At 62.1% G+C, this 12136-nt stretch carries 13 protein-coding genes; 8 read left to right on the plus strand and 5 right to left on the minus strand.

Going from position 1 to position 12136, the window contains the following annotated elements:
* Nucleotides 1–13: 13 nt before the first annotated feature.
* The gene (locus ASD50_RS01520) at nt 14–418 is read right to left on the minus strand and encodes a DoxX family protein (RefSeq protein ID WP_056234905.1); all 405 of its coding nucleotides are present in this window, start codon (nt 416–418) and stop codon (nt 14–16) included.
* Nucleotides 419–585: 167 nt separating this feature from the next.
* On the opposite strand from ASD50_RS01520, the gene ASD50_RS01525 reads away from it, so the two are divergent.
* The 3 genes from ASD50_RS01525 (at nt 586) to ASD50_RS01535 (ending at nt 2558) form a co-directional block, all read left to right on the plus strand.
* Nucleotides 586–1347 (plus strand): SDR family NAD(P)-dependent oxidoreductase, encoded by a 762-nt coding sequence (locus ASD50_RS01525; protein WP_056235093.1) that lies wholly within the window; start codon nt 586–588, stop codon nt 1345–1347.
* Between the two features lie 175 nt (nt 1348–1522).
* The gene (locus ASD50_RS01530; protein WP_056234909.1) at nt 1523–2149 is read left to right on the plus strand and encodes a hypothetical protein; all 627 of its coding nucleotides are present in this window, start codon (nt 1523–1525) and stop codon (nt 2147–2149) included.
* Between the two features lie 178 nt (nt 2150–2327).
* A complete protein-coding gene (locus ASD50_RS01535; RefSeq protein ID WP_082549456.1) occupies nt 2328–2558 on the plus strand; it encodes a hypothetical protein in 231 nt (76 codons plus the stop codon).
* A 23-nt stretch (nt 2559–2581) separates the two neighbouring features.
* Here the strand turns inward: ASD50_RS01535 and ASD50_RS01540 are convergent, their stop codons facing one another.
* Nucleotides 2582–3088, minus strand: a complete 507-nt coding sequence (locus ASD50_RS01540) for an OsmC family protein (protein ID WP_056234916.1) — start codon at nt 3086–3088, stop codon at nt 2582–2584.
* Nucleotides 3089–3272: 184 nt separating this feature from the next.
* Here ASD50_RS01540 and ASD50_RS01545 point away from each other — a divergent pair, with 184 nt between their 5' ends.
* The 3 genes from ASD50_RS01545 to ASD50_RS01555 all read left to right on the plus strand — a co-directional run bounded on the left by ASD50_RS01545 (nt 3273) and on the right by ASD50_RS01555 (nt 7608).
* Nucleotides 3273–4157 carry a DMT family transporter gene (locus tag ASD50_RS01545; protein WP_056234920.1) on the plus strand — a complete coding sequence of 295 codons (885 nt, stop codon included), beginning with the start codon at nt 3273–3275 and terminating at the stop codon, nt 4155–4157.
* A 56-nt stretch (nt 4158–4213) separates the two neighbouring features.
* Complete coding sequence (locus tag ASD50_RS01550; RefSeq protein WP_056234925.1) at nt 4214–5116, plus strand: DMT family transporter; 903 nt, start codon at nt 4214–4216, stop codon at nt 5114–5116.
* Nucleotides 5117–5379: 263 nt separating this feature from the next.
* Complete coding sequence (locus ASD50_RS01555; RefSeq protein WP_056234928.1) at nt 5380–7608, plus strand: AMP-binding protein; 2229 nt, start codon at nt 5380–5382, stop codon at nt 7606–7608.
* A 95-nt stretch (nt 7609–7703) separates the two neighbouring features.
* On the opposite strand, the gene pssA is transcribed toward ASD50_RS01555, so the two are convergent.
* The gene (pssA, locus tag ASD50_RS01560; RefSeq protein ID WP_056234931.1) at nt 7704–8528 is read right to left on the minus strand and encodes a CDP-diacylglycerol--serine O-phosphatidyltransferase; all 825 of its coding nucleotides are present in this window, start codon (nt 8526–8528) and stop codon (nt 7704–7706) included.
* A gap of 8 nt (nt 8529–8536) precedes the next feature.
* Nucleotides 8537–9235, minus strand: a complete 699-nt coding sequence (locus ASD50_RS01565) for a phosphatidylserine decarboxylase (RefSeq protein ID WP_056234936.1) — start codon at nt 9233–9235, stop codon at nt 8537–8539.
* A 206-nt stretch (nt 9236–9441) separates the two neighbouring features.
* Between ASD50_RS01565 and ASD50_RS01570 the strand changes: the two genes are divergently transcribed.
* Both ASD50_RS01570 and chrA read left to right on the plus strand, forming a co-directional pair.
* A complete protein-coding gene (locus ASD50_RS01570; protein WP_056234939.1) occupies nt 9442–10263 on the plus strand; it encodes a chromate resistance protein ChrB domain-containing protein in 822 nt (273 codons plus the stop codon).
* Nucleotide 10264: 1 nt separating this feature from the next.
* Nucleotides 10265–11674: a chromate efflux transporter gene (gene chrA, locus ASD50_RS01575; RefSeq protein ID WP_056234943.1), complete on the plus strand. Its 1410-nt coding sequence runs from the start codon at nt 10265–10267 to the stop codon at nt 11672–11674.
* 6 nt (nt 11675–11680) lie between these two features.
* Here chrA and ASD50_RS01580 read toward each other — a convergent pair whose 3' ends face one another.
* Complete coding sequence (locus ASD50_RS01580; RefSeq protein WP_056234946.1) at nt 11681–12058, minus strand: YciI family protein; 378 nt, start codon at nt 12056–12058, stop codon at nt 11681–11683.
* Nucleotides 12059–12136 lie beyond the last annotated feature (78 nt).

Here is a 12136-nt window from a genome sequence, read left to right on the forward strand (position 1 = left end):
CGGTCTTTCGTCTCTACCGCCTCCAGATCAAGCCGTGCTGCATCGCCAGTTTGTCGCCGGGGCCATGCACGGCTGCATAGAGCAGTCCGGCGAGGAATGTGAAGTGGTCGACGAAGAAGCCGAATTCGGCCTGGTTGCCTTCCCAATGCGATGGGCCGTGGAAGGCGAAGGCGAGAAATATCACATAGGCCCCGGCCAGAAGCGACGCCTCTGAAAAGAACGCGCCGGTCAGGAAGGCCAGCACAAGCGCCACTTCAAATATTGCCGCCAGCCATGCCAGCAACAGCGGGAATGGAAAGCCGGCGGCGGCGATATAGGCGGCCGTGTCGGCCGTGCCGGCGAATTTGAAGGTGGCCGCCATGGCGAAGATGCCGGCGAAAATCAGCCTTGCGATCAGGATTGCGACGGTTCTGCTCATAGATCCCTTCTCCAACTTGGTCTGGCCCTAGGACGGACCAGCGCTGCCAGTCCCGACATCCATGCGTCAGTTTTCGCAGGGCTGGGGCAAAATGGATCACCCACCACAGGGTTCCTTCTTGGACGGATTCATCTTATCTGGTGCGCACGCTTAAAGTGGAAACAACGATGACCTCTGCCATTGATCTCACCGGCCGCATCGCCGTCGTTACCGGCGCTTCGCGCGGCATCGGCTATTTCATCGCCAAACACCTGGCGGCAGCCGGCGCGCATGTCATTGCGGTGGCGCGCACCGTCGGTGGGCTGGAAGAGCTGGACGATGAGATCAAGGCCGAGCGCAAGAAGACCGGCAAGGGTGAAGCGACGCTGGTTCCGCTCGACCTTGCCGACATGGAGGGCATCGACCGGCTCGGCGGTGCCATCCACGAGCGCTGGGGCAAGCTCGACATTCTGGTCGCCAATGCGGGTGTGCTGGGTACCATCTCACCGCTCGGCCATGTCGAAGCCAAGACCTTCGACAAGGTCATGACCATCAACGTGACCTCGACATGGCGTCTGATCCGTTCGGTCGATCCGCTGCTGCGCATGTCGGACGCTGGCCGCGCGATCCTCATCTCGTCGGGCGCTGCCCATTCGGCGCGCGCCTTCTGGGGGCCTTATGCCGCTTCCAAGGCAGCGGTCGAGGCGCTGGGGCGCTCCTGGGCCGACGAAACCCGCAACATGCCGCTGCGTGTAAACTCGGTCGATCCGGGCGCGACGCGTACCGCCATGCGCGCGCAGGCCGTGCCGGGTGAAAACCCGATGACCCTGCCGCATCCTTCCGAAATCGCGGCCCGCATCGTCAATCTCGCCAATCCGTCGCTGACCGAAACCGGCATGATCTACCAGGCCAAGCATGATCGGTGGGTCGCCTACCGCATGCCGGAATAGGATATGTCGATATTCGCGTGATGGCGGCCTGACCCGATTTTTTAAACCCCCGATGATCGGTCTCGGCACAAAATCTCTCCTACCGCCACACGAAGTCGTGATTGGTGGACGATTTTGCCACCTCCTATCGTTTTCCAGCAGGTAACGACCGTCAACAAGCTGGAGGACAACCATCATGCGAAAACTGCTGCTCGTGACTGCCCTGACCCTTGCTGCCGGCGGCGCGGCATTTGCCCAGGACACTTCGATGAGTTTCTTCGTGACCAGCGCCGGCTCCGGCAAAGGTGCCGACCTCGGTGGCCTCGCCGGCGCTGATGCACATTGCGCGTCGCTTGCGGAAGCCGCCGGTGTGACCGGCAAGACATGGCATGCCTATCTGTCCACGAAAGACGCCGACGCCCGCGACCGCATCGGCGCTGGCCCCTGGTTCAATGCCAAGGGCGAAAAGATCGCCGACGATGCCGCCAGCCTGCATGGCGACGCCAACAACCTGACCAAACAGACAGCGCTCGATGAAAAGGGCGAGGTCATCAACGGGCGGGGCGACACGCCCAACCGCCACGACATCCTTACCGGCTCCAACCCGGACGGAACAAAAGTTGCCGACAAGACCTGCGGCGACTGGACGATGAGCGGCGCGGAAGGGGTCGCGATGATGGGCCATTCCGACCGCACCGGCCTTGACGACTCGGCGGCAGCCAAGTCGTGGAACTCCTCGCATGGCTCGCGCGGCGGATGCAGCCAGGAAGCACTGAAGGGCACCGGTGGCGACGGCCTGTTCTACTGCTTCGTGGCCAATTAGGCTCGGACAACGCCGTGCCTGTCACGGCGCGGCCATGATTGCATTCCAGATATTTGCAAGGGCGGGCCGGTTTCCGGTTCGCCCTTTTTGCTGGCGCAGGGCCTTCGCCCATGCGCTTGAGAACAGGTAAGCCGGACAGCCACGGCTGGTCCGGCCGGAATGCAAAGCGAGAATTTTGATGTCTGCGACAGTAGCGATGGTCTGGTACATGGTGGTGGCCGGACCGCAAGGCGGCATGGTCGTGTTGCCGACCGCCTTCGATACCCACGACCAGTGCAATGGTGCGATCACCGAATACCAGAAGCAGCCCGCTCCGGCCGGCTGGTCCGTCCAGTGCATTCCGGGCGCTTCGCCCTATGCCGACGACCTCGGCGATGACGAGCCGTCAGCGGCGGAGCCCGCCCAGTAGAGCTTCAGGCGCGAACGACTGCGTCAACGCGCGGCGCTAACGCTCAATTCCGGCCGGGAATTGAGCGTCTGGAACACCACGCAATAGCGCTCGGTCAGCTTCAGCAATGCGTCGATGCGTTCCTGCGGTTCATCGGTGTCGAGGCGGAATGCCAGCCGGATGGCGCGAAAGCCGACCGGCGCATCCTTGGCGACGCCCAGCGTGCCGCGAAAATCGAGGTCGCCTTCCGCTTCCACGGTCGCTGCGCCGAGGCGGAACTCCAGCGCTGTCGCAACAGCCTTCAGCGTTACGCCCGCGCAAGCGACCAGCGCTTCGAGCAGCATGTCGCCGGAGCAAAGCTCCAGCCCTGAGCCGCCGGTAGCCGGGTGCAGGCCTGCAACGGCAAGCGCCCTGCCCGTCTCCACCTTGCAGGCTATCGACTGATCGTCGAGTGCGCCCCTGGCGCGCAAGGTGATTACCGCCCGCGCAGCATCTTCGCGATAAGCGTCCTTGAGCGGCGATTGCATGGCTTTCAGTTCGGCGGCGTCCATTGTTCACTCCTGCATGGGGGCACATTACTACGCATCGCCTCTCACCTATACGGCAATGTCGGGTTGCCCTGAGCCAAAGCATGGCTGGCCCTGGCACAGCAGTTCGAGACATGCACATCGTGTAGCTTGGGACCGCCCGATCGAGCCGGTTTCCCGGCAATGCAAATAAGGGCCGGGAGATCGCATGACCAACGTCGCCGTTCTGGAGTCGCGTCAAAGCGTGCTGGCCGGCATTTTGCTGACCAGCCTGGCCTACCTGTTCTTCTCCAGCCAGGACGCGGCCATCAAGCTTCTCGTCACCGAGATTACCGTCTGGCAGATCCTGTTTTTCCGCAGCGTCACGGTCCTGGCCGGCTGCGGCCTCATTGGCGGAGCAAAGATCTACGGCGAGGCGGCCCGCTCGCCCATCGTCAAGGCGATGTTGTTGCGCAGCTTCCTCACCCTCATTGCCTGGCTGTGCTATTACACGGCGGCAAAGCACCTGCAGTTGGCCGAGCTGACGACAATCTATTTCGCCGCTCCCATCATCGTTACCGTGCTGTCGATCTTCCTTCTGGGCGAGAAGGTTCCGGCCTTTCGCTGGGCCGCAGTGCTGCTGGGCTTCGCCGGCGTGTTCATTGCCTGCGACCCCACTCGGCTCGGCTTCTCCATCCCGGTCCTGCTTGTGTTGACCGCTGCCTTCTTCTGGGGCCTGGCCATCGTGCTGCTGCGAAAAATTGCCCTGCAGGAGCGCACGCTGATCCAGCTCATCCTCAACAACGCGTTTTTCCTCGTCATTGCCGGAATTCCATTGCTGCATTTCTGGCGCACGCCGGACCCGGCGGCTCTCGCGCTGCTGATCGGCGTGGGCGTGCTTGGCGGCTCCGCCCAGTTCCTGCTGTTCGAGGGCATGAAAAAGGCCGCAGCCTCCATCATCGCCCCGTTCGAATACACCTCTCTGGTGTGGGCTTTCGCGCTCGGCTTCATCATCTGGGGCGACGTGCCGAGAACCGAGGTCTTCATTGGCGCTGCGCTTATCGTCTGCGCCGGCTTGATTGTTGTCGCCAGCGAGCGGCTGCGCAAATCCTGACAGAAGGGTGTCAGCACGATTGCGATACGGTCGGGCATAGCGAGAGACAATCGACAATGGAAAACAGCAGAGCCTCAGCCGAACATATACTGGGCATATGCCTGGTCGCCGGCTCGGCTGCTGTTTTCGGCCTGGCCGGCGTGCTCACCAAGTCGATCGAAACCGATCCGTTGACCATCAACTGCTGGCGCGGTTTCGTCGGCGGGTTGCTGGTAACCGCCTATGTGCTTTACCGGCGCGCGCGGTCGGACAAACCCGATTCCTCGTTGCGCCTCGGCTGGCGGGGGTGGCTCATGGCAACCATCGGCGCTGCCGCCAGCGTGGCCTTTATCGCTGCCTTCAAGAACACCTATGTCGCCAATGTGGCCATCATCTACGCCACAGCGCCCTTCGTTGCTGCCCTGTTCGGCTGGATGATCGTCCGCGAATATCCGCGCCGGCTGACCATGATAGCCGCCGCCCTTTCGCTGGCTGGCGTCACCGTCATGGTCACCTCGACCATCGGTGCCGGACATCCGTTCGGAGACGGGCTAGCGTTGTTGATGACACTCGGAAGCGCGCTCTACATGGTGCTGATCCGCAAGTTCCGCGACACGCCAGTGGTGTGGGCAGGCGCCGTTTCGGCCTTCATGCTGTTCGCGCTCGGCTGGTTCGTGACCGATCCACTGGCGATTTCGATGCGCGATGCGTATCTGCTTGCCGCCTTCGGAGCATCGTTCGCCCTTGCCTCGATCATGTGGACGGAAGGCGCGCGGCTCATTCCTGCAGCCGAGTCAGGACTTCTCGGCTCAGCGGAAGTGCCGTTCGCGATCCTGTTTGCCTGGCTCTTCCTCACCGAAATACCGCCGATGGCGAGTTTCATCGGCGGCGCCATCGTGCTTGTCGCCGTTTTCGTCCATGCCGGTTATGACTGGCGCAGCGCACGCAGGACACCTGTCGTGCTTTCGCCGGAAATCTGATTTTTTGCGGAACCTTTCCCACGCGAATGCATTGTTGGTGCGACGGGCGTCCCCAAGTCCCCCAAACCCCTGCCCGTCCTCTTTCAAAGCCGGCCTCAAAGCCGGCTTTTTCTTTCGACCGCAGCCATCGAAGGCCAGATTTGGAAAATCGAGCCTTTTCAGATGCCTAATCCTTTTGGTTGACGCCGACATGACTTTCGTTACCCTTCGCATCGAAACGGCCGGGAAGAGCCGTGCACGCACATTTAGGGAGTGATGTCCGCATGGTCCTGACCTTGGCGTTGCTCGCTGGTATAGCCGTTGCCTGGCTACTGATCGGCACCATCGAAAAAGTGCGGTTCGGCCTCAGCCTCGCGCAGTCGCTGCTCTACGTGCCGTTCAAGCTCGCCTACCGGATAGACGACGACCGCATCAAAGCGGCCCGCAATGCCGATGCACCGGTGATCTACCTCGTTACCCATCAGTCCCGCATCGATCCCGCGCTGATGCTTTCCCTGCTGCCGGACAGCACATTGCACATCCTGGATCCGGCGTCGGCAAAGTCATACTGGCTCGAGCCGTGGCGGGAACTGGCACGCACGATTGCCTTCAACGCCGAGCACGTGTTCGTCAGCCGCCGGCTGGTTCGTGTCCTGAAAGGCAAGGGACGGCTTGCAGTCTACATTCCGGAGGCCGTCGAACCGGACGTCAAATCATTTCGCCTCTATCGCGCCATTTCGCGCATTGCGCTGCAGTCGGACGCGCGCATCGTGCCGATTTTCGTTGGCGGCTCACGCAACCTACCCTTTTCCATGACCGAGTCCGCCAAGGCCCCGCGCCATTGGTTTCCCGCCCTTTCCATCTCGGTTCTGGAGCCGATGTCTGTTTCGGAACTGCTGGCGCAGACGACCGATCCGTCAGGCAGTTCGGCAAACGCCCTGTTCGACCGGGTAGCCGAGGCGCGCTTTTCGGCTACCAATCCAAACCGCAGCCTGTTCCAGGCCGTTCGCGATGCCGCCCATCGCGTTGGCGCGAGTTATCCTATCGTGGAGGATGTCGTCAGTGGCGCGCTGACCTACCGCAAGCTTCTCATTGGGGCACGAGTTCTGGGTCGCCGCTTCATGCAGGTCAGTGCGCCGGGCGAGCCTGTCGGCGTCATGCTGCCCAATACAAATGGCGTCGTGCTTTCGCTGCTCGGCCTCTCCTCTGCGGGCCAGGTCGCGGCAATGATCAACTACACCGCCGGGCCGGCAAGCGTCACTGCCGCAATCCGGACAGCTGTGATCCATACCGTCATCTCCTCACATGCTTTCGTGGAAAAGGCTGGCCTTGCCGACATCGTTGCCGCCATCGAGGAAGGCGGCGCGAAACTCTTGTGGCTGGAGGACATAAGGTCCGAAGTTTCCGGCTTCGAAAAGCTCACCGCAGCACTTATGTGGCAAAGGCCGCTTCATGTGCAGGACGCGAAAAAACCCGCCGTCATCCTGTTCACGTCCGGTTCCGAGGGAACGCCGAAGGCCGTCGTCCTGTCTCACCGCAATCTCGTTGCCAACGCCATGCAGGCGGAAGCGCGCATCAGTGTTTCGCCGGCGGACACGCTGCTCAATGTATTGCCGGTGTTCCACTCGTTCGGACTGACTGGCGGCACCATCCTGCCTCTGGTCGCCGGCATCAAGCTGTTCCTCTATCCCTCGCCGCTGCACTACAAGATCATCCCCGAAATCGCCCGCAAGGTCCGCCCGACGGTGATGTTCGGGACCGACACATTCCTCGCCAACTATGCCCGCAACGCCAAGGACGACGATTTTTCCAGCCTGCGCTTTGTCGTGGCGGGAGCGGAAGCCGTGAAGCCGGAAACCCGGCGCGTCTGGCGCGAACGATTCCAGACGGAGATCGTCGAAGGCTACGGCTTGACCGAAGCTGCGCCTGTGGTTGCGGTCAATTCTGCCATTCATGGCCGCGAAGGCACGGTCGGCCGACTTCTGCCCGCCATGCGCATGCGGCTCGAACCGGTAGAAGGCATTGCCGAAGGCGGCCGCCTCTGGATAACCGGCCCGAACCTGATGATGGGTTACATGACCGCCGACCGGCCCGGCGAACTGCAACCTGTTTCCGAAGGTTGGCACGACACCGGCGACATCGTTTCGGTCGACCGCGAAGGCTTCATCACCATAAGCGGCCGCGCCAAGCGCTTCGCCAAGGTGGCCGGCGAGATGGTTTCGCTGGGCGCCGTGGAAATGCTGGTTCAATCCCTGTGGCCGGAAGAACACCACGCGGCTGTCTCGGTACCTGACAAGCGGCGCGGCGAGCGCATCGTACTGGTGACGACGGCGGCAGATGCCAGTCCCGAAGCCTTGCGTCAATACGGCAGGAAGGCAGGAGCCGCCGAACTCGCGGTCCCAGCCGACATCATCAAGGTCAAGGAGATCCCGGTCCTCGGCTCGGGCAAGACCGACTACATTTCGGCGCGCCGGCTGGCACTCGATCACCTGGGCCTGAGTGCCGCAGCCTAGGCCATGCGGTTCTCATGATTTGAATCGGAAAACCGATTCAAGACATTGTTTTCGCTCAGCTAAGATTTGGGAACCCGCCGCTTTGTCCGGGTCGATCATTCCGTCGAGCGCGCATCCACGTCCGGCGGCAGTTCGGCCTCCCCTTCCTTCTTGGCCCGGCGCGAATAAGCGCGAACGCTGAAGGGCAGGAAAAGCAGGTAGACACAGACCGAAACGGTCAGCGTGTACCACGGGTAGCTCACCAGAAGCAGGATGTAGAGCACGACAGCGAGGATGACCAACAGCATGCGGTCGCCCGGAATCTTCAGGCTCTTGCCCGAATAGACCGGCAGGCGGCTGACCAGCAGGAAGGCAATGATTATCGTAAACGCGGTGCCGATGAAGGCTGCGTATCGGGTCGGCTCAAGTCCAAGGAACGCCAGGTAAAGCGGCAGCATCACCACCACTGCCCCGGCAGGAGCCGGCACACCGACAAAATATTCTCCCTGCCAGGCGGGGCGGTCGTGATCCTCCTCCAGCACATTGAACCGTGCCAGCCGCATGCCGCAGGCGATCACGAACAGAAGCGCGGCGATCCAGCCCGGCGACCCGGCCCTGTCGAGCAGGAATGCATAGAGCACCAGCGCGGGCGCGACGCCGAAATTGATAACATCGGCCAGCGAATCCATCTGCGCGCCGAACTTGGAAGTGGCCTTGAGCAACCTTGCCAGCCGGCCATCGACGCCGTCGAGGAAAGCAGCGATCAGGACCATCACGACGGCGGATTCGAAGCGATTCTCGAAAGCAAAACGGATACCCGACAGGCCGGCGCACACGGCCAGAAGCGTGACCAGGTTGGGAAACATCATCCGCAATGGGATTTCACGAATGCGTGGCCCACCCGAACCGTGTGCCTCGAATTTCTTGAAAGGGGGTGCCATCGAACCGACTACGACACTCGAACCAAGGGGGCAGATGCCGTACCGCCGAACTCGGCGATCACGGTTTCACCCCCAACCGCCGTCTGGCCGATTGCAACGCGCGGCACCGCACCAGCGGGCAGATAAACGTCAACGCGCGAGCCAAAGCGGATCAGGCCGAAGCGCTCGCCGATGGCAATCGCGGTGCCGCTTTCAGCCCAGCAGACGATACGGCGCGCGACCAACCCGGCGACCTGCACGGCAGCAACGGTGCCATTGGGGCTGTCGATGACGAGGCCGTTGCGCTCGTTTTCAGTGCTGGCCTTGTCGAGTTCGGCGTTCAGGAACTGGCCGGGCCGATGCTCGATGCGGCTGATGCGGCCACGCACCGGGGCGCGGTTCACATGGCAGGAAAACACGTTCATGAACACCGAGATGCGCGTCATTTCCTCGCCGCCGAGGCCAAGTTCGCGCGGCGGAATGGCCGGACCGACAGCAGACACCACACCGTCTGCGGGGCTGATCACCAGCTTGTCATCGACAGGCGTGACACGCTCGGGATCGCGGAAGAAGTAGATGCACCAGGCAGTGAGGATGAGGCAGATCCAGAACAGGAACGTCGAGAAATAGCCGAGGACAAGCGTCACCGCCGCAAAGATGGCGATGAACGGATAGCCTTCGCGATGGATCGGAACGAACACGTTTCGGATCGTATCGGCAAGTTGCATCGAGTCGGCACCGGGTCCGTTTCAGGTGCGGCCTGTCTAGCGGAAACGATCCCGCGCCGCAACGCGGCAATCGGACCGACAAAACTCATTCGCTTGACAATAACGGTTATCGGCGTGATTGAATCACTTCATGGGGATTGCGATCTCCCCATGAGGCTACGGCCCAAGAATCGCGTCCAGAAACCCGAGAACCGGAAGGACGCGTCATGTCATCTCCAACCACCATTTCCATTGAAAAGCTTGCCCGCCTTGTCGGTACGCCGCATTGCCCCGCACTCATCGACGTGCGCAACGATGAGGATTTCGCCCTCGATCCAAGGCTGATCCCCGGATCGCAGCGCCGCAGCCATCTCGACGTGCTCGACTGGTCCTCGCAGTTCGTCGGGCGCTCTGCGATCGTGATTTGCCAGAAGGGATTGAAGCTCAGCCACGGCACGGCGGCCTGGCTGCGCCATCGCGGCATCTCGTCCGACAGCCTCGAAGGCGGATTTGAAGCCTGGATCTCAGCCGGACTGCCGGCCGTGCCCCTGGCCAAGCTGCCGAGACTTGACCGCGAAGGCCATACCGTCTGGGTGACGAGGGCCCGGCCCAAGATCGACCGGATCGCCTGCCCCTGGCTCATTCGCCGCTTTGTCGACCCGGACGCGGTGTTTCTCTATGTCGCACCGTCGGAGGTTGTGGCTGTCGGAGAGCGCTTCAAGGCGGAGCCATTCGACATAGAAGATGTTTTCTGGAGCCATCGCGGCGAACTGTGCACCTTCGATGTGATGGTCGAGGAGTTCGGGCTGGCCACCGAACCCTTGCTCCGGCTGGCTGCCATCGTTCGCGCCGCCGACACCGCCAGGCTCGACCTCGCGCCTGAAGCGTCCGGACTGCTTGCCGCGTCGCTCGGGCTTTCGCGCATGTATGTGGACGACCTCGAACAGCTTGCAGCCGGTCTTACGCTCTATGACGCGTTCTACAGGTGGTGCAGGGATGCTACCGAGGAAACGCACAATTGGCCCACGGCCAAGAAGCCGGGAGCGTGAGATGAGCGAGATTTCCGCGTCGGCGCTTCGCTCCGGCCTGCCCTCCTCCGGCGGGCACGGCATCGCCTTCTCGGAGGCCGTCAAAGTCTGGGTCCGAGTCGCCGCCTTGAGCTTCGGCGGACCTGCCGGGCAGATCGCGGTCATGCACCGCATCCTGGTCGACGAAAAGCGCTGGATCGGCGAAAACAGGTTCCTGCACGCGTTGAACTACTGCATGCTTCTGCCTGGACCGGAGGCGCAGCAATTGGCCATCTATATCGGCTGGCTGCTGCACAAGACCAAGGGCGGCCTCGTTGCCGGCACGTTGTTCGTGCTGCCCGGCTTCCTGTCGATCCTGGCGCTCAGCTACGTCTACGCCGCATTTGGCAATGTCGGCATCGTCGAGGGCCTGTTCTTCGGTCTCAAGGCGGCGGTCTTGGCAATCGTCCTACAGGCCGTGGCGCGCATCGGCCAACGCGCGCTCAGGAACCCGATGATGATTGCCATCGAGGTTGCCGCCTTCGTCGCGATCTTCTTCTTCGCGATCCCGTTTCCGTTGATCATCCTTGCAGCCGGGCTGATCGGCTTTGTCGGCGGGCGCTCGGGCTCACCCCTGTTTCGCGTCGGCGGCGGGCACAAGAGCGCCGGTAAAATACTGGCCGACGCCGATTCAGCGCTGGGCGAACACACGCCCGCCCATGCGCGCCCCAACTGGGCGTGGTCGCTCAAGATATCCAGCGTGTTTTTGGCCTTGTGGCTGCTGCCGGTAGTTCTGCTGATCGTGTTTCTCGGGTTCGACAACGTCTTCAGCCAGATCGCGATCTTCTTCAGCAAGATGGCGATGGTGACGTTCGGCGGTGCCTATGCGGTGCTGGCCTATGTCGCGCAACAGGCCGTCGAGCACTATCACTGGCTGCAACCGGGCGAAATGCTGGATGGCCTCGGCATGGCGGAAACGACGCCCGGACCACTGATCCAGGTTGTGCAGTTCGTCGGCTTCATGGGCGCATATCGAGGTGCGGGAACCCTCGATCCCATGCTGGCGGCGACCCTTGCCGCCATACTGACCACCTGGGTAACGTTCGTGCCTTGCTTTTTGTGGATTTTCCTGGGCGCTCCGTTCATCGAGGTGCTGCGCGGCAACAAGGCCCTGACCGGGGCGTTGTCGGCGATCACGGCCGCCGTAGTGGGCGTAATCATGAACCTTGCCGTATGGTTCGCCCTGCACGTCCTGTTTGGCCATGTCGATAAATGGCAAGGTTACGGATTTGCGGTCAACGTGCCCGTCTGGCAGTCCGTGCAGATTCCAGCCGTCATCCTGACGCTGGCGGCAATTTTGGCGACGTTCCGCTTCGGCGCCAGAATGATCCCGACACTTGCCGCCTGCTCGCTTGCGGGCATGCTGTTTTACATCGCCAGCGGAAGGATTTGACCTTCGTCACGATCCCGCATCAAGGGGCGTGCCGGGCAGATAAAGCAGCACCGGCCTGATTTCGTAGACGGCGGTGGGGTTGGCGCGGCGCAGGTCGCGCGCGGCCTCGATTGCCGCATCGCGCGTTTCGCAATCCACCACATAGAAACCCAGCAACTGTTCCTTGGTTTCGGCAAATGGTCCATCGAGCACCATGCCTTCGCCCGGCCCGCGCAGCGTGCAGGCTTCATGCGTGGAGTTCAGCCTGGCCGCCGGCCCAAGCGTCCTTGCGCGAGTCAACCGGTCATGGATCTTGTGCAGCTCCGTCATAAGGGCCGCATCCTCTTGCGGCGACCATGATTCGACGATCTCTTCGACATGGTAGGCAAGGATTGCGTAGTACATCGAATATGCCCTTCGTCATGTACGCCGGCGCAGGCCTCAGCATGCCGACTATCGCATCCGATGTGCGATGATCCAACC

Source organism: Mesorhizobium sp. Root552, assembly GCF_001427285.1.
Lineage (GTDB): Bacteria > Pseudomonadota > Alphaproteobacteria > Rhizobiales > Rhizobiaceae > Mesorhizobium.

Bases quoted from the DNA above. Each gene is read 5' to 3' on its own strand.
- ASD50_RS01520 (WP_056234905.1), bottom strand. From the start codon at position 418: ATGAGCAGAACCGTCGCAATCCTGATCGCAAGGCTGATTTTCGCCGGC.
- ASD50_RS01525 (WP_056235093.1), top strand. From the start codon at position 586: ATGACCTCTGCCATTGATCTCACCGGCCGCATCGCCGTCGTTACCGGC.
- ASD50_RS01530 (WP_056234909.1), top strand. From the start codon at position 1,523: ATGCGAAAACTGCTGCTCGTGACTGCCCTGACCCTTGCTGCCGGCGGC.
- ASD50_RS01535 (WP_082549456.1), top strand. From the start codon at position 2,328: ATGTCTGCGACAGTAGCGATGGTCTGGTACATGGTGGTGGCCGGACCG.
- ASD50_RS01540 (WP_056234916.1), bottom strand. From the start codon at position 3,088: ATGGACGCCGCCGAACTGAAAGCCATGCAATCGCCGCTCAAGGACGCT.
- ASD50_RS01545 (WP_056234920.1), top strand. From the start codon at position 3,273: ATGACCAACGTCGCCGTTCTGGAGTCGCGTCAAAGCGTGCTGGCCGGC.
- ASD50_RS01550 (WP_056234925.1), top strand. From the start codon at position 4,214: ATGGAAAACAGCAGAGCCTCAGCCGAACATATACTGGGCATATGCCTG.
- ASD50_RS01555 (WP_056234928.1), top strand. From the start codon at position 5,380: ATGGTCCTGACCTTGGCGTTGCTCGCTGGTATAGCCGTTGCCTGGCTA.
- pssA (WP_056234931.1), bottom strand. From the start codon at position 8,528: ATGGCACCCCCTTTCAAGAAATTCGAGGCACACGGTTCGGGTGGGCCA.
- ASD50_RS01565 (WP_056234936.1), bottom strand. From the start codon at position 9,235: ATGCAACTTGCCGATACGATCCGAAACGTGTTCGTTCCGATCCATCGC.
- ASD50_RS01570 (WP_056234939.1), top strand. From the start codon at position 9,442: ATGTCATCTCCAACCACCATTTCCATTGAAAAGCTTGCCCGCCTTGTC.
- chrA (WP_056234943.1), top strand. From the start codon at position 10,265: ATGAGCGAGATTTCCGCGTCGGCGCTTCGCTCCGGCCTGCCCTCCTCC.
- ASD50_RS01580 (WP_056234946.1), bottom strand. From the start codon at position 12,058: ATGTACTACGCAATCCTTGCCTACCATGTCGAAGAGATCGTCGAATCA.